At 61.9% G+C, this 15,688-nt stretch carries 15 protein-coding genes; 9 read left to right on the plus strand and 6 right to left on the minus strand.

What is annotated here, in order from left to right; translation table 11 throughout:
• Positions 1 to 248 precede the first annotated feature (248 nt).
• The 8 genes from typA (at position 249) to HMPREF2943_RS11700 (ending at position 8,029) form a co-directional block, all read left to right on the plus strand.
• Positions 249 to 2,159: a translational GTPase TypA gene (typA, locus tag HMPREF2943_RS11665; protein WP_070711771.1), complete on the plus strand. Its 1,911-nt coding sequence runs from the start codon at positions 249 to 251 to the stop codon at positions 2,157 to 2,159.
• Between the two features lie 81 nt (positions 2,160 to 2,240).
• Complete coding sequence (locus tag HMPREF2943_RS11670; RefSeq protein WP_070711775.1) at positions 2,241 to 3,842, plus strand: ABC transporter family substrate-binding protein; 1,602 nt, start codon at positions 2,241 to 2,243, stop codon at positions 3,840 to 3,842.
• Positions 3,838 to 4,701 (plus strand): PIG-L family deacetylase, encoded by an 864-nt coding sequence (locus tag HMPREF2943_RS11675; RefSeq protein WP_070711816.1) that lies wholly within the window; start codon positions 3,838 to 3,840, stop codon positions 4,699 to 4,701. The genes HMPREF2943_RS11670 and HMPREF2943_RS11675 overlap by 5 nt, the downstream gene beginning before the upstream one ends.
• Positions 4,698 to 5,090: a hypothetical protein gene (locus HMPREF2943_RS11680; RefSeq protein WP_070443195.1), complete on the plus strand. Its 393-nt coding sequence runs from the start codon at positions 4,698 to 4,700 to the stop codon at positions 5,088 to 5,090. Before HMPREF2943_RS11675 ends, HMPREF2943_RS11680 begins: the two co-directional genes overlap by 4 nt.
• A gap of 50 nt (positions 5,091 to 5,140) precedes the next feature.
• The gene (fdxA, locus tag HMPREF2943_RS11685; protein WP_070443193.1) at positions 5,141 to 5,464 is read left to right on the plus strand and encodes a ferredoxin; all 324 of its coding nucleotides are present in this window, start codon (positions 5,141 to 5,143) and stop codon (positions 5,462 to 5,464) included.
• Between the two features lie 3 nt (positions 5,465 to 5,467).
• Positions 5,468 to 6,553: a succinyldiaminopimelate transaminase gene (gene dapC / locus HMPREF2943_RS11690; protein ID WP_070443191.1), complete on the plus strand. Its 1,086-nt coding sequence runs from the start codon at positions 5,468 to 5,470 to the stop codon at positions 6,551 to 6,553.
• The gene (locus HMPREF2943_RS11695; protein WP_070711778.1) at positions 6,554 to 7,360 is read left to right on the plus strand and encodes a pseudouridine synthase; all 807 of its coding nucleotides are present in this window, start codon (positions 6,554 to 6,556) and stop codon (positions 7,358 to 7,360) included. It abuts the gene before it with no gap.
• A gap of 105 nt (positions 7,361 to 7,465) precedes the next feature.
• Positions 7,466 to 8,029 (plus strand): GtrA family protein, encoded by a 564-nt coding sequence (locus tag HMPREF2943_RS11700; protein WP_070711780.1) that lies wholly within the window; start codon positions 7,466 to 7,468, stop codon positions 8,027 to 8,029.
• A 492-nt stretch (positions 8,030 to 8,521) separates the two neighbouring features.
• Here HMPREF2943_RS11700 and HMPREF2943_RS11705 read toward each other — a convergent pair whose 3' ends face one another.
• The 6 genes from HMPREF2943_RS11705 to HMPREF2943_RS11735 all read right to left on the minus strand — a co-directional run bounded on the left by HMPREF2943_RS11705 (position 8,522) and on the right by HMPREF2943_RS11735 (position 14,504).
• Positions 8,522 to 9,004, minus strand: a complete 483-nt coding sequence (locus HMPREF2943_RS11705; protein WP_070645320.1) for a hypothetical protein — start codon at positions 9,002 to 9,004, stop codon at positions 8,522 to 8,524.
• Positions 8,997 to 9,206 carry a helix-turn-helix transcriptional regulator gene (locus HMPREF2943_RS12590; protein WP_070443181.1) on the minus strand — a complete coding sequence of 70 codons (210 nt, stop codon included), beginning with the start codon at positions 9,204 to 9,206 and terminating at the stop codon, positions 8,997 to 8,999. The genes HMPREF2943_RS11705 and HMPREF2943_RS12590 overlap by 8 nt, the downstream gene beginning before the upstream one ends.
• A 69-nt stretch (positions 9,207 to 9,275) precedes the next feature.
• Entirely contained in the window at positions 9,276 to 10,121 is an 846-nt protein-coding gene (locus HMPREF2943_RS11715) for a type IV toxin-antitoxin system AbiEi family antitoxin domain-containing protein (protein ID WP_070711783.1), read from the minus strand.
• A 480-nt stretch (positions 10,122 to 10,601) separates the two neighbouring features.
• Entirely contained in the window at positions 10,602 to 12,032 is a 1,431-nt protein-coding gene (locus tag HMPREF2943_RS11725) for an amino acid permease (protein ID WP_070711789.1), read from the minus strand.
• A gap of 123 nt (positions 12,033 to 12,155) precedes the next feature.
• Complete coding sequence (gene dapD, locus HMPREF2943_RS11730; RefSeq protein ID WP_070443173.1) at positions 12,156 to 13,127, minus strand: 2,3,4,5-tetrahydropyridine-2,6-dicarboxylate N-succinyltransferase; 972 nt, start codon at positions 13,125 to 13,127, stop codon at positions 12,156 to 12,158.
• An 18-nt stretch (positions 13,128 to 13,145) separates the two neighbouring features.
• Positions 13,146 to 14,504 (minus strand): amino acid permease, encoded by a 1,359-nt coding sequence (locus HMPREF2943_RS11735; RefSeq protein WP_070711790.1) that lies wholly within the window; start codon positions 14,502 to 14,504, stop codon positions 13,146 to 13,148.
• 91 nt (positions 14,505 to 14,595) lie between these two features.
• On the opposite strand from HMPREF2943_RS11735, the gene dapE reads away from it, so the two are divergent.
• The gene (dapE, locus tag HMPREF2943_RS11740) at positions 14,596 to 15,684 is read left to right on the plus strand and encodes a succinyl-diaminopimelate desuccinylase (protein ID WP_070711792.1); all 1,089 of its coding nucleotides are present in this window, start codon (positions 14,596 to 14,598) and stop codon (positions 15,682 to 15,684) included.
• The last annotated feature ends 4 nt before the right edge of the window (positions 15,685 to 15,688 follow it).

A 15,688-nucleotide genomic window follows, 5' to 3' on the forward strand; every position in this document is an offset into this window, starting at 1 on the left:
GGGGGCGTGACGGCAGAAACTAAATCACATGCGTCACAATAGTATCTGCAGCCACAATATTCACTTTTTTGATGTAGTCAACTCTCAATAGAGGTCTACTGTGCGGTATGTCGGCTGTTGATATCAATTCGTTACATCTCGTAGCGCTCTGCGGGATCACGCGCGATGCTGCACATCAAAGAGCTAGAGAGTATATTTAAGGGCCGTTCACATCGCTAACGCATCATGCTTTAAGGAGCACCCCACACGTGAGTAATACTGAGTTCCGTAACGTAGCCATCGTCGCGCACGTTGACCACGGTAAAACCACCCTCGTCAACGGCATGCTGGAGCAGTCCGGCGCTTTCGGCGACCATGGCGAACACTCGGATCGCGTCATGGACTCCAATGATCAGGAGCGCGAGCGCGGCATCACCATTCTGGCGAAGAACACCGCCATCCACCGCAAGGGCCTGGGCAAGGACGGCGGGGATCTCATCATCAACGTCATCGACACCCCGGGCCACGCCGACTTCGGCGGCGAGGTGGAGCGCGGTATCTCGATGGTCGACGGTGTTGTGCTGCTTGTCGACGCCTCCGAAGGCCCCCTCCCGCAGACCCGCTTCGTGCTCACCAAGGCTCTGGAGGCGAAGCTGCCGGTCATCATTTGCGTCAACAAGACCGACCGCCCGGATGCCCGCATCGATGAGGTCGTCACCGAAGCGCAAGATCTCCTGCTAGAAATCGCCGCCGGCCTCGAGGATGAGGAAGCTGCTGCGGCCGCTGAGGAGCTGCTGGATCTCCCGGTCCTCTACACCTCCGGCCGCGAGGGCAAGGCCTCAACCGAAAACCCGGGCAACGGCAACGTCCCGAACGCTGATGATCTGCAGGCGCTTTTCGACGTCATCTATGACGTCCTCCCTGAGCCCTCCGCCAAGGTCGACGCCCCGCTGCAGGCGCACGTGACCAATCTGGACTCCGATGACTTCCTCGGCCGTATCGCCCTGCTGCGCATCTACTCTGGCACCATCAAGAAGGGCCAGCAGGTGGCCTGGATGCACTACGACGAGGAAGGGGAGATGCACACCAAGACCGTCAAGGTGGCAGAGCTCCTGCGCACCGTTGGCTTCCAGCGCCAGCCGGATACCGAGGCCATCGCGGGTGACATCGTGGCTATCTCCGGTATCTCCGACATCATGATCGGTGACACCATCGCGGACGTGGAGAACCCGGAGCCGCTGCCGCGCATCAAGGTCGACGAGCCGGCTATTTCCATGACCATCGGCGTCAACACCTCCCCGATGGCAGGCCAGGGCGGCGGCGATAAGCTCACTGCCCGCATGGTCAAGGCTCGCTTGGACCAGGAGCTCATCGGTAACGTCTCCCTCAAGGTGCTGCCGACAGAGCGCCCGGATGCTTGGGAGGTTCAGGGCCGCGGCGAGATGGCCTTGTCCGTGCTCATCGAGAACATGCGCCGTGAGGGTTTCGAGTTGACCGTCGGCAAGCCGCAGGTGGTCACCCAGGTCATCGACGGAAAGACGATGGAGCCGTACGAGATGCTCACCATCGATTCCCCCTCCGAGCACCAGGGCGCTATTACCCAGTTGCTGGCCACCCGCAAGGGCCAAATGCAGTCCATGGATGTCCGCGAGGGCGACTGGGTCCGCATGGTTTTCCGCGTCCCCGCCCGCGGCCTTATCGGCTTCCGCACTCAGTTCATGACGGAGACTCGCGGCTCTGGTATCGCCAACTCCATCTCCGATGGTCTCGATGTTTGGGCTGGCGATATCAAGGCACGCCCGACGGGCTCGCTGGTGGCCGACCGTTCCGGCCAGATCACCGCCTACGCTCTGCAGCAGTTGGCGGACCGTGGTGACTTCTTCGTGGAGCCGGGCATGGAGGCCTACGAAGGCATGGTTGTCGGCGCCAATAACCGTGATGAGGATATGGATATCAACATCACCAAGGAAAAGAAGCTGACCAACATGCGCTCCGCTACCGCGGATGCCACCGTCACCCTCGCCAAGGCTCGGACCCTGTCCCTGGAAGAGGCGCTGGAGTTCTGTGGCACCGACGAGTGCGTCGAGGTCGGCCCGAACGTCCTGCGCGTGCGCAAGGTCGAGCTGTCCTCCACCGAACGCAAGCGTGCGGCCGCCCGCGCTAAGCAGCTCAACAAGTAACCACTGGGGATGCGTGGGGCGTCGTCAAGCGCCGCCCCAGGGTGGTAAAGAAGTACTTTCCGGAATTTGAGGTTGTGTGGAGTGGACCGTTTCCTGCCTCGGCTCGGCGTTATCCTCGCAGCCGCCCTGCTGACGGCCTGCCAGGCTAACCCTGGCCCGCCGCCGGTGGTGGACGAGGATGATCGCAGCGCCACTCCAACGAATTCCAGCACCACCGCCCCGCCACCTGAGGCAGCGCCCGAAGAGGACCTTCTGCCGAAGCGCAGCACCGTGGCCATCGGGGTTGACCCGCTGCGCGGCGGCCTCAACCCGCACCTCGTGGCAAATAATTCTGAGCTGGTCAACCAGATTGCGGAGCTAGTGCTGCCCTCTGCGTTCCACGGCACCGAGATGGACACGGATGTCCTGGAATCTGCCGAGGAGATCGAAGCCCCCGAAGGCGTTGCGATGCGTGTGCGCTATACCATCGCCGCGCCATCCCAATGGTCTGATGGCACGCCGATCAGTGGTTCCGACTTTAACTATTTGTGGTCCCAGATAACTCGCACCCCGGGGGCTAAGAATGTTTCTGGCTATCGGGCGATCTCGGCTGTGCGGACCTCCGGCAATGGGCGGGTGGTGACCGTGGACTTCGACCACCGCGTCGAAGACTGGCACAAACTTTTTGCCCATCTTTTGCCCTCCCACCTTCTAGAAGACAGGGATTTCGCCTCAGTGCTGGCCGACGGGATCCCCGCCTCTGCTGGGCGCTACCTCGTGGAAAGCATGGACCGCGGGCGAGGAATCATCACGCTTAATCGCAATGACCGTTTCTGGGGAGAAGATCCCGCGAACATCGACGTCATCCAGCTGCGCGCGGTTCGCGATACCGCGCAAGCGGTGAATATGTTGCGCTCGCGGCAGATCGGTTTTGCTGATTTCACCCCGCAACAGACCACCCTGGAGAGCCTGAGCCTGCTCAGCAATGTCAATACCGGTGTGGTGACACGGCAACGCCAGCTCCGCTTGGAAATGTCCGCTGCGGAGGGCGCTCTCAACGAGCAGCCCCAGCGCCGCGCATTGGCTTCGCTTCTCGATACCGACCAGATAGCCCGCTTGGCCACTGGCCGTGCCTCAGAGCTGGAGCCTGGGAACAACCCCTTTGACAGTAACGCGGAACTTGCCCCACTGCGGGAGCGGGCGGGACGCAAGCCCGTGCGCATCGGTGTGGATCCTCAAAATCCCACGGCCTTGGCGGCAGCCACCACCATTGTGGACGTGCTGCAAGCCAAGGCTATTGACGCGGAGGTCGTCACCGAACGCCTGACTACAATTACCTCGGATCTGCTTCCGGCGGGCAAGGTTGATGCCGTGGTGGCGTGGGATGAGAACGGCAGGGATGCGATAACCTTGGCCAATTACTTCGTGTGCGCAACGCCGACGCGCCCAGCGGCAACGCTGTCGGGATTCTGCCCAGAAAATTCCGCAGAGTCAGCCCTTGACATTCTTTCAGGCGAACTGGATTCCGAGGCCGCCGAAGAGCGGGTAGAGCACCTCAACAAGGAAGAAGTGCTCTTCATCCCGCTGCTCAATGAGGTGCGAGTCCACGCTTTGGGCAAGGGTATTGTTGGCCCCGGACAAAGCATTAAGGACTGGGATTCCGGTCTGATTAGCGCACCGCAGTGGAGGAAAGACGATGATTAAGGATCTCGCGGGCTACCGCGTCGTGGCTGTTCACGCTCACCCGGATGATGAGGTGCTCTTTACCGGCGGCACGCTGGCGGACTTGTCCGCGCGCGGCGCGCAGGTCACCGTGATTACCGCAACGCTGGGTGAGGAAGGCGAGATCATCGGCGAGCCTTACCAAGGCCTGGCAGAAACCGATCAGCTGGGAGGTTTCCGTGCTTGGGAGCTCAAGCACGCGCTCGACGCGTTAGGGGTCGAGGGCATTCAGCTGGGCGGATTTGGGCACTTCCGTGATTCCGGGATGGAAGGCTCGCCCGCTCACGAGAATCCGCGGGCCCTGGTGAACCGTGTGGACGAGGCCGCAGATTTATTGCGTAGCCACCTTGCTGCGCTGCGACCACACGCGGTGTTGACTTATGGTCCGGACGGCGGCTACGGGCACCCCGACCATATCGCCGTACACAAGGCCGTGCATGCGGCTGCCGAGCCGGAGCAGCGGATCTGGTGGGCCGTCTTCGAGCGCACCGCGCACTATCGCGGCCTCGAGGCTGTCACACCTCCCGAGGGCTGGAGCCTGCCGGACAAGGAGTACCTGGACAACTTCACCAACGCTGGCTGCGATATCACCTACGAGCTCACTGACGCGGCTCTCAGCGCCAAGCGTGCAGCGATGCTGGCCCACGCCACGCAGATCTGGCTTGCCGACGGCTCCCTCACCACCGTCAACCCGCACGCCGCCCAGGCAGGGCTCAAGGATCCCGCGGAGGTTCCCGCAGCCTATGCCTTGTCAAACTTGCTCACCATGCCTCTGCTGCGTCAAGAGTTCTACCAATTGGGGCAGGGTGAACCACAGGATTCATTGCTGGGGGAGAAATGAACGAGCGCGCCATTCGCACTGATTTCTCCCGCGGCGAGCAGGTAGGGGGCCTAGTGTGGCTCGTCTTAGGCGCACTCTGCTCGCTGACTCTCGAGGTGGTTTATCTCACTGCTCGTCTGCCGTGGCCCGGCGAGTCCGGGATGGCCTTTCCCATCACCATCCTCATTGCATTCTGGTTCAACGGAGTGTTGACTCGCACAGCCCGCCTGTGGAGTGAGAATCCCTACATCGCCGGTGTGCCCGGGCTGGCGTGGGTGGGAGGATTTCTCGCGTTCATGCTGGGAGCCGCCATCGGTGACGGTAGCCTGCTGCCCAATAATATTCTCAGCCTGCTGCTGTTCGCCGCGGGAATCGCGGGTAGCGTTTGGCCATTTTTCGCCTCGGAGTAGCATACTGTTAGTCGTAGAAAACCCGTGACACACAGGAGTTTAAACACCTTATGACTTACACCATCGCGCAGCCTTGCGTCGACGTGATGGACCGCGGCTGCGTTGAAGAGTGCCCGGTCGACTGCATCTACGAGGGCAAGCGCATGCTCTACATCCACCCGGACGAGTGCGTGGACTGCGGCGCCTGCGAGCCGGCTTGCCCGGTGGAGGCCATCTTCTACGAGGATGATGTCCCGGATGAGTGGCTGGATTACAACGACGCCAACGCCGCCTTCTTCGATGACCTCGGCTCCCCGGGCGGTGCAGCTGCACTCGGCCCGCAGGACTTTGACGTGCCGATGATCTCTGCGCTCCCGCCCCAGAACCAGGAGTAGAACATGAGCCGCACGCCGCTTGGACACACACTCCCGGATTTTCCGTGGAACTCGCTCGCCGGCGCCAAGGAGAAGGCCCAGGCGCACCCAGACGGGATCGTTGACCTATCAGTTGGCAACCCCGTTGATCCGGTCGCCCCTGGCGTGCAGTTAGCACTGTCCGCAGCGGCCGAGGCTCCCGGTTACCCACAGACCCAGGGCACCCCGGAGCTGCGGGAGGCCATCGCGAAGGCGCTGCAGCGCCGCTACAACATGAATGTGGACGCGGTGCTGCCGGTCATCGGCACCAAGGAGGCTATCGCCTGGCTGCCCACTTTGCTGGGCATGCGTGGCGAGACCGTAGCTTTCCCGACGGTGGCCTATCCCACCTATGAAGTCGGTGCGCTCTTGGCCGGCGCCAAGCCCCTGCGTGCGGACGATGACTTCGAAGACGCCTCGCTGGTGTTCATCAACTCGCCGTCGAACCCGACGGGCAAGGTGTTGGGCGTCGAGAAGCTGCGTGAGATCGTCGCTTGGGCGCGCGAGAACAATGCCATCGTGGCCTCAGATGAGTGCTACATGGGCTTGGGCTGGGATGATGAGAACCCGCCGGTGTCCATCCTGGATCCGCGCGTGACCGATGGGGACAATACGGGGCTTATCGCCATGCATTCGCTGTCCAAGAGCGCGAACATGGCGTCCTACCGCGCGGGCTTCTTCGCGGGCGATGCCAAGCTCATCGCGGAGCTATTGGAGCTGCGCAAGCACGCAGGGCTCATCGTGCCGGGCCCCATTCAGGCGGCCATGGTTGCCGCGCTTGACGACGACCCCTCCGAAGCCCTCCAGCGCCAGCGCTACGCCGCGCGCCGTGTAGAACTCATGCGCGCACTGACCGGCGCGGGCTTTAGAATCGAGCACTCCGAGGCTGGGCTCTACCTGTGGGCAACCCGTGGTGAGAACTGCCGCGAGACCGTTGACTGGCTGGCCGAGCGCGGCATCCTCGTGGCACCGGGTGATTTCTACGGCCCAGCGGGCGAGCAGTACGTACGCATCGGCCTGAACGGCACCGATGAGCGGATTGCCGCAGCCGTCGCGCGCTTGGCTGAGTAGGTGGTCTTTCGCCCGCCGGCGCGGGAGGGGATTAGCCCGCGCAAGGTGATGCTCACCGGCATCGTGCCCGCCACTCCTACCTACTGGGCAGGTGAGGCGGGCGATTCCGCGTTTTCTCCTGGCACTCGCTTGGAGCCCGGCACTCTACTTCCTGGGCCCACGTTGGCGTGGTATCACCCTTCTATCCCGCGTGAAGTGCCCATTCCCTTTGACTACCGGGTGGTATATGAGGACGAGGACCTGATAGTCGTCGACAAGCCGCACTTCTTACCCACGACTTCGAATGGGCGCATCGTCCGCGAGACCCTCCAGACCCGCCTGCGAGTGGATTATGGGGAGGACTTCATTGTTCCGCTGCACCGGTTGGACCGGTTGACGTCGGGGTTGGTGTTGTGTTCGCGCAATCCGCGTACGCGGTCTGCCTACCAGCTTCTTTTCCAGGAGCGTGCGGTGCTTAAGCACTACAGGGCTAGGGTGACCGCGCCCTTCTCCTTCGACGGCACGGTGCGGCTGGGCATGCGGCGAGTGCGGGGCGAGCGCCAAGTTCGCGTGGATCCTTGCGGCACGCCTACGGTGACTCGGGTGCGCGCTCGGGGAGCGGTAGCCGATGTCTGGCCGCTGACCGGCCACACCCACCAGATTCGCGTGGTGCTCAACCACCTAGGCCATCCGATTGTGGGGGATGATACCTATCCGGTGGATCGCGGGTTGTCCCTCTATGACTTTTCAACGCCGCTGCAGCTTTCCCACATTGCGATGAGCTTTAAGGATCCGCTTTCGGGCGAGAAGCGTGAGTTTAAGCTGTGAGATTCGGCTCTCTTGCGGCGCGGGTTTTAGCGTGCGCTTCGCGAGGGACTAGACTCATACGAAGTTTTATTCATCATTTTTGAGCATTTTGCAAAGGACGTGTCCATGGCGGATCTGAGCTTTGCTCGCTTTTCCTCGAATCTTGGCCAGTTCATCAAGTTTGGTCTGGTCGGCGGCTCGGGCACGTTGGTCAACATTGCGACCTCGATTGTGGCTGCGAAATGCGGTTTGGCCTGGTTTGGCGCCACGCCGCATGACGCGATGTTCAATCTCTTCGGCACACAGTTCCACGTGCGCTGGTTCATGCTCTTTTCCACGATTGCCTTCCTCGTGGCGAATACCTGGAATTACCAGCTCAACCGCATGTGGACGTTCAAGTCCGTCAACAAAGTGTCCTGGCTACGCGGTTTTTTCCCGTTTCTCATTACAGGCATCGGTGCATACTTGGTGACCCTCGCGGTGCAGTACCTGCTGATGAATCCAACCTCGCCGCTGCAGCTGCCTCCCCATATCTTCGATGACTCCACGGGCTTCCGCACGATGTACTACTGGGCCAACGCCATCTCCATCGTGGTAGCCATGCCCATCAATTTCATCTTCAACAAGCTGTGGACCTTCCGCTCGACGCCCAAGGCGCCGGTCGTGGTCCACGAGACCGAGCCGGCTTAATTTCGGCCCTTCGCCCCGCCCTGCCTGCCCTTCCGCCAACCCGCTTGCCCTTCCGCAGTGCACCTGCCCCGCGCCTGCCCTTCGCGCTCACCAGCGTTGGCCGCCGGGGACTTTTACATGCTGCGGTGAGCGGGAAGGGGGGGCGTCGGCAAGCAATGCTCCCTTCGCGCTCACCGGGAACCTGGCGTGGAGGCGTGCCATCGCGCTGGTGAGCGCTTAGGGATGGAAGCTGGAGGCCCGCCCTTCGCGCTCACCGGCGTCTAAAAGAATCGCTAGTTCCCGCACACGGTGAGCGTGAAGGGAGATGGCAGCGGAACCGGTGCCAGCGGCGCAGCAGGTACTAATGTTTCGGCAGGTGGGAGGATCATAGCTGCGGGTTAGTGCGGTAGTCGCCTGATTCTCCCTTTGCGCTCACCAGCGCCTGTAAAAACGAGAACCCGCCGTCCGCGGTGAGCGCGAAGGGCGGGAAGGGGATAGGCCGCGCAGTGCGGTCTAATCGTCGAGCTCGGCGTCGAGGCGGGCTTGGTCTCGACGGTGTTGATAGCGGCGGATGAAGGGTGCGAGGATGAGGACGGTGATAGCGCCAACTGCGGCGCCGGCTAGATAAGCGGAGGGAATGTGGCCGTCAGCTGGTGCATAGGCGTTGAATGCGGTACCCGCGATCATCGCGATTATCGGTATGAAGTAAATCGCCATCGCGGACCAATTACGGCCGACAAGCGGAGCGGCAACGCGTTTGCGCAGCCACGTAGTTCCGATGGTATTTCCTAAGACAGAAGGCACGATGACGAGGAAGCTCAGCATGCTCATCTGACCGGGGAGGACCCAGGCAAGGATGGCGGCGACAACGAACTCGAGGAACTGTGCAGGCGGCGCAGAGATGGCGTAGGCCTTGTAGAAAGTCTCGCGCTCGAATTCGTCGCGGGAAGCGCGGTCGATCTCGCGGAGCGTGTAGTTGGCAATGGCGTTAATCATGTTGTTCATCTCCAAAGACTTCTTCGACGGTTTTTCCTAGTTCGCGGCAGATGTCTAGCGCTAGGTAGACAGAGGGCGAGTAGTTGCCGCGTTCGATATTGGCGATAGTTTGGCGGGATACGCCGGCTCGTTCGGCGAGTTCGGCTTGGGACATCTCGAGCCAGCGCCGCCATTTGCGGACCATATTGTGATGCTCGGCCATGTGGCTTCCTTTACAGTATGTCGTGCTTGCGTGACCAAGTGTAAAGAATGCTTGTCATAAATTCAAGAGTTACATACACAAGTGCCATGTCCAATAGGGTTGCGTCACCACAGCCGGCAACGTCGGATTCCGTCCTTTGAGCTGCTCAAGCATGGTTTTGATGAGTAGAACGGCGTCGTCGAGGTGGTAGCGGATATCGTCAGCAGTAAAGCGCAAAACCGTATACCCATGAGCTACTGCTGCGTTCTGTTTCGAGCGATCTGCCTGAAACGCACGACTATGTTTGTGGTGCTCCCAGCCGTCGACCTCCACGATGAGTTTGCCAATCTTCAGGTCAAAGCGGTAGCCCGCAATGAGCGCGTTGTGCTCAGGAAAGATTCCGTCTGCGCTAAGGCCTCGACTGAGCTGGCGCTCCGGCACGCTGTCCGTACCGATGGGCGTGCGGCGTATCGTCTCTTTCAAACGCCGAGGGACCCGACGCATTCTCCGCCGGTCATTGTCCAAACGCTCAGGGCCAGTCTTGCCGCGATAATATTCTTCCAGCAGTTGTCTGCAGTTAGCGGCCATACGACGAGCTGCCCACAGCACCTGAACAACAGGCAGGCCATTCACCTTTGCAGTAGCCGCCAGGCGTGAATGTGTCACCCGAAAATTCTTGCCCTGGAGCGTGCGCGGACCTTCGGCTTCCAGTGGAAAGGTCAGCTTCCTCCCCAAGTGAATCTCCTGCGCGGTCTTGCCCGTGAAATGTATTCGACTGAGCCCGTGCGCCAGAGCCCGCGCCACAGCTAGCGGCGACCACTCGTCGCTATAAATCCCACGGTGCACGCGAAAGAGCGTCCCCGCGCGAAGCTTCCGCCTGATTGCCTCCTTGCTCAAGCCTTGCGCGCGAAGCTCCGCGGTCGTCCATGCCTTCATGACGCTCAAGGTATGCAGTGCTTAACGACGTGTCGACGGTCAATTTCCCGCCTGTGGATAACTCAGCCCCGAGACGCTGATTTCGGCGGTAAAGGTTGTCGTGTCCGCAATTTAGGTAGTTTTACTTCCCTTAAAACCTCTTCGCGCTCACAGGCAGCCTTGGACAGGCTGCCCGATCGATGTCGGTGAGCGCGAAGGATCGGGAGGGGCATTGGATATGACGGCTTCGGGGCCGCGTACCCTTCGCGCTCACGAGGAGGCCTCGGCCGCTGTGCTAGCCATCGCCGGTGAGCGCGAAGGGGTGGAGCTGCGGTGTGAAGACGCGTGCTGAAGGGATTATTCACGCGCTATACCCTTTGCGGCCACGGGGAGCGGGAAAGCAGCGCGACGTCGTGCGCCGGTGAGCGCGAACGGAAGGAGGGGCCCGGTAGTGAGGCGCAGCGCGAGGGGGAGAGGGGCGGCGCGAAGGGTGTGGGCCGGCTAGCGGGCCTCGAGCTCCTCGGCCGTAGGTAGGGGCAGGCGAGACGTCGGGGCAATCCCGCGGGCCTTGGCGTTGATGACACCTGCAACTGCGAGTACCGCGAACATGGTGGCGGCGGAGAAGAGTTGGATGCGGGCTGAGGCGTCGCTAAGCATGAGCACCGCGATGGCTGCGAAGAGAGCTAACGCGAACCACGTGAGGTAGGGGTAGGCCCACATTCGCACCGGCAGTGGGTGGATGGCCTCGAGCTGGGGGCGCAGGCGCAACTGGCTCACCGCGATGAACACCCACACGATAAGCAGCGAGGCTCCAGCGGCATTGAGCATGAAGGACAGCAGCCACCCGGTATCCGCATAGTTCAGGACGACCATCACCGCGGAAAGAATGACGGACAGCGCGATGGCCGCAGTCGGGACGCCGCGGCGGTCGGTGGCGGCGAAGAGCTTGGGCGCCTCACCGCGGGAGGCCAGCGAGTGCATCATGCGCGAAGAAGCGTAAATCTGCGCGTTGAAAGCGGAAAGCAGTGCGAGAACGATGACTACTTCCATGATGGCTGCCGCGCCTGGGATTCCCGCGCGGTCCAAGACCATGGTGAACGGCGACTCGGCGGCCGACTGCGCGGAGCCGAGCGAGGAATAGGGCAGGAGGAAGGTGATGACGAGGACAGAGCCCAGGTAGAACACCGAAATGCGGGTAATTGTAGTGCGCACGGCGTTGACGAGGGATTTCTCGGGATCCTCGGATTCCGCCGCGGCGATGGCGACGACCTCGATGCCACCGAAGGCGAAAGCTACGGCGAGCAGACCAGCGGCCACACCACCGAAACCGTTGGGCATGAAGCCATCGGTAAGGAAAACAGACGTGCCGATGAAGGTATGGCCGGGAAGCAGTCCGAAAATCAATAGTGCGCCGATAATGAGGAAAGCAATGATGACGGCAACCTTAATGAAGGCGAACCAGTACTCGAACTCGCCGAACAAGCGCACGCGCAAAAGATTGATGGTGCCGAAGAGTGCCACGCAGATGGCCGCGGGGATCCAGGGCGGGCAGTTAAACCACGCGCCGATGAATCCGGCGGCGCCGGTGATTTCCGCGCCAAGGACAGCGACGGTGGCGAGCCAGTAAATCCAGCCCTGCGTAAAGCCTGCCCAGCGGCCGATGCCGTGCTCCGCGTATTCGGAAAAGGAGCCGGATGCGGGGATGACCGTGCCCATCTCACCGAGCATCTGCATGACTAGGATGGCAAGGAAACCAGCGATGAGGTAGGCCAAAAGGACCGCGGGGCCGGCGGCAGAAATGCCTACACCGGTGCCTAAGAAAAGGCCAGCACCAATGGTGGAGCCCAGCCCCATCATGGTCAGGTGGCGGACCTTCAAGCCGCTGCCGAGTGAGCGAGAGGAGGAATCGTTTTGAGCAGTCACCTTTAGCATTCTAGGCCGCGGCTGTCGGCGGTAGGGCATCGAGGGGTGCCCGTGGCACAGGGACGTGGGCGAGGGAATGAATCTGGGATCACGAAAGGCCCCCGCAGAAACGGGGGCCTCAAGCAGCAGCGCTTAGTTCTTGTGCAGGTCCTCGTTGAGAGCCACAGCCTCAGACTTCCAATCGACGGCCTCGACGGCGCCGGTCACGGAGTTGCGGCGCAGCAGCACGCCGGAAACACCAGAGAGCTTGGAACCCTTGATGGTGTCGCCCTCAGACAGGCCTAGGGCCGCCGCGATCTTGCCAAAGACGGCAATCTTGGTGCCGGCGGTGACGTAGAGGCCGGCTTCGACGACGGCGTCGTCGCCAAGCGAAATGCCCACGCCGGAGTTCGCGCCGAGCAGGCAGCGCTCACCGATGGAGATGACCTCCTTGCCGCCACCGGACAGGGTGCCCATGATGGAGGCGCCGCCGCCGATATCGGAGCCATCGCCCACGACGACGCCTGCGGAAATACGGCCCTCGACCATGGAGGCGCCCAGGGTGCCGGCGTTGAAGTTGACGAAGCCCTCGTGCATCACGGTCGTGCCCTCAGCCAAGTGGGCGCCTAGGCGAACGCGGTCCGCGTCACCAATGCGCACGCCGGAGGGGACAACGTAGTCCACCATGCGCGGGAACTTATCGACGGAGTAGACGACGACCGGGCCGCGGGAAGCGAGGCGGCCGCGGACCATCTGGAAATCGGCAACCGCGCAGGGGCCGTAGTTGGTCCACACGACGTTGGCCAGCTTGCCGAAGATCCCGTCTACGTTCAGGCCGTGAGGCTTGACTGCGCGGTGGGAGAGCAGGTGCAGGCGCAGGTAAGCGTCGTAGGTGTCGGCGGGAGCCTCGTCCAGATCCTTGATAGAGGTCTCCACCGCGATGCGGGCGACGCCGCGCTCCTCGTCGGGGCCCACCAGGTCAGCGAACTGCTGCGGAACCTCCTCCAAGCGCTCGGTGCCGCTGGCTTCTACAGAGATATCGGTGTGAACTGCGGGGAACCAGACGTCCAGGACGGTGCCGTCGTGGGTAATGGTTGCCAGGCCGCGTGCGGATGCTGAAGTCATAGGCTCACACCCTAGCAGTTACGCGTCCGCCCCGCGCCTTGAGTTACCCGGGAGTAGGTGGAATATCACAACCAGGGCCACGGTCAGGATGAGGACGGCGAGGACTTGGTTGCGGGCGGAGGGGTCGAAAAGCATGAGGATTGTAAGACCCACCAGCGCCAGGGCGGTGATCCATGGCAGCCACGGGAAGCACGGAACACGCAGCGTAGTGAGGTCTCCATTGGCCTTCATGTGAGGGTGCAGCTTGATGTAGGAAGCCACGATGAAGCACCAGATGATCAGCAAACAACCGCCCACCGCGTTGAAGAGGAAGGCCAGAAGTCCCGGCGGGTTCCAGTACTGCAGAGCTACCGATGCAAAGGCGAAGACGATGGAGAGCACCACCGCATAAATGGGGGAGCCGGAGGCGTTGGTCTTCAAAAAGACGTGGTGCGCGCTGTGGTCCTTAGCCATGTCATAGACCAAGCGGGAGGTGGCGTAGATCTGCGCGTTGAAGGCGGAGAGTAGCGCCAGGGCAATGATCGCCTCCATGAATCCCGCGGCGAAGGGGATTTTCGCGGCCGCAAGGACCAACGTGAAGGGCGAGTCCGCGGCCACATCGGCGTCCTGGATAGAGCTGAAAGGCAAGGCCATGGTGATGACCAGGATGGAGCCGATGTAGAAGACCATGATGCGCACGATGATGGCGCGCACGGCAGTGGCCACGTTGTGTGCGGGGTCTTCGGACTCAGCTGCGGCAATGGTGACCAGTTCGATGCCACCGAATGCGAAAGCCACGGCGAGCAGGCCGGCAGCAAAGCCGGGGCCGCCATTGGGGAGGAAGTTCTCCGTAAAGTTGTGGCCCGCCACCGAGAGATCCATACCCGGCAGGATGCCCAGTGCCATGAGCACGCCGATGCCGAGGAAGGCCACGATGGTGGCAACCTTGATGATGGCGAACCAGAACTCGAATTCGCCGAAGCCGCCCACGGCGGCAAAGTTGACGATGGCGAAGAGGATTACGGCCACCAATGCTGGAATCCAGGGGTCTACCCCGAACCAGTTGGAGACGATTGCCGCGGCACCAGTAATCTCTGCGCCCATCACCATGACCAGCATGAACCAGTAAATCCAGCCCAGCGTGAACCGCGCCCACGGCCCGAAAGCCTGGCCCGCATAAGTGGAAAACGCACCCAATGAAGGGCGGGCGGCAGCCATCTCACCGAGCATCCACATCACCAAGGCGATGAGCGCACCAGCCACCGCATAGGAAATAAGGACGGAAGTGCCGGAGACCTGGATGCCCAGGCCGACGCCCAGGAAGAGGCCCGCGCCCACCGCGGAGCCGAGGCCCATCATGGTGAGGTGGCGGGTTTTGAGTTGAGTGGCCGCAGCCATAGGGAAATCACCTTCAACGCTGTTGATTGTTTGCAACGGGAAGTACTTTACGCAATGCACTAAGCAACCGGGGGCGCTAGCATGGCGGGTTGTGACTTTAAATCTCTTCTCCAATCCCATTGAGCTGACCAAGGCCTTGGTGGATATCCCCAGCCCTTCACACCACGAGCAAGCGATCGCCGATGCGGTCGAAGAGGCTCTGCGTGGTCTGGACCAGAGCAAAGTAGAGGTGGAACGCTACGGTAACACCGTCTGTGCCCGGACGAATCGGGGCTTTAAAAGCCGCGTGGTCCTCGCCGGCCACATCGATACCGTGCCCTTAGCCGATAACGTGCCCCACACCATGTTGGAGGATGGCAGCATCATGTATGGCTGCGGCACCGTTGACATGAAGTCCGGCATGGCTGTCTACCTCAACGCTTTTGCGCAGCTGTACAATTCCGATGAGCTCAAGCACGATCTCACGGTTATTGCCTATGAGGGCGAGGAGGTCGCCACCGAATTCAACGGTCTGGGCCACCTGCAAAAGGATCACCCGGAGTGGCTGCAGGGAGACCTAGCCCTGCTGGGTGAGCCTTCCGGCGCCATGATCGAGGCCGGCTGCCAGGGCACCATCCGCGTGCGCGTGACCGCCCACGGCACCCGCGCGCACTCAGCCCGCGCCTGGCTCGGCTCCAATGCCGCGCACACGCTGGCACCGGTGATGCTCAACGTGGCCAACTACCAGCCGCGCGACGTCGAGATAGACGGCTGCACCTACAAGGAAGGCCTCAACATCGTCCACCTCGAATCCGGCGTGGCCACCAATACCATCCCGGATGAGGCCTGGATGTTCGTCAACTTCCGTTTCGCCCCCGACCGCAGCTCCGAGGAGGCGCTGGCGCACCTGATGGAGGTCCTCGGCGAGCACGAGAACATCACCGTGGAGGTCGATGACATCGCGGGTGCGGCCTTGCCCGGTTTGGGCCAGCCGGCGGCACGCGCGCTTGTCGACGCCGTCGGCGGCAACGTCCGCGCCAAGTATGGTTGGACCGATGTGGCCCGTTTCTCCGAGATGGGGACCCCAGCCGTCAATTTCGGCGCCGGGGATCCGGGCTTTGCCCACAAGAAGGACGAGCAAGTACCCGTCGTTCAGATCACCGAAGTCTCGACCGCACTCTTGAATTACCTGAAGGGATAAGACC

The sequence above is a fragment of the Corynebacterium sp. HMSC072D12 genome (genome assembly GCF_001813925.1).
GTDB classification, from domain to species: domain Bacteria; phylum Actinomycetota; class Actinomycetes; order Mycobacteriales; family Mycobacteriaceae; genus Corynebacterium; species Corynebacterium aurimucosum.

Coding starts and splice junctions, on each gene's coding strand:
- HMPREF2943_RS11680 (WP_070443195.1), top strand. CDS start 4,698: ATGAACGAGCGCGCCATTCGCACTGATTTCTCCCGCGGCGAGCAGGTA.
- fdxA (WP_070443193.1), top strand. CDS start 5,141: ATGACTTACACCATCGCGCAGCCTTGCGTCGACGTGATGGACCGCGGC.
- dapC (WP_070443191.1), top strand. CDS start 5,468: ATGAGCCGCACGCCGCTTGGACACACACTCCCGGATTTTCCGTGGAAC.
- HMPREF2943_RS11700 (WP_070711780.1), top strand. CDS start 7,466: ATGGCGGATCTGAGCTTTGCTCGCTTTTCCTCGAATCTTGGCCAGTTC.
- HMPREF2943_RS11705 (WP_070645320.1), bottom strand. CDS start 9,004: ATGATTAACGCCATTGCCAACTACACGCTCCGCGAGATCGACCGCGCT.
- HMPREF2943_RS12590 (WP_070443181.1), bottom strand. CDS start 9,206: ATGGCCGAGCATCACAATATGGTCCGCAAATGGCGGCGCTGGCTCGAG.
- HMPREF2943_RS11715 (WP_070711783.1), bottom strand. CDS start 10,121: ATGAAGGCATGGACGACCGCGGAGCTTCGCGCGCAAGGCTTGAGCAAG.
- HMPREF2943_RS11725 (WP_070711789.1), bottom strand. CDS start 12,032: ATGCTAAAGGTGACTGCTCAAAACGATTCCTCCTCTCGCTCACTCGGC.
- dapD (WP_070443173.1), bottom strand. CDS start 13,127: ATGACTTCAGCATCCGCACGCGGCCTGGCAACCATTACCCACGACGGC.
- HMPREF2943_RS11735 (WP_070711790.1), bottom strand. CDS start 14,504: ATGGCTGCGGCCACTCAACTCAAAACCCGCCACCTCACCATGATGGGC.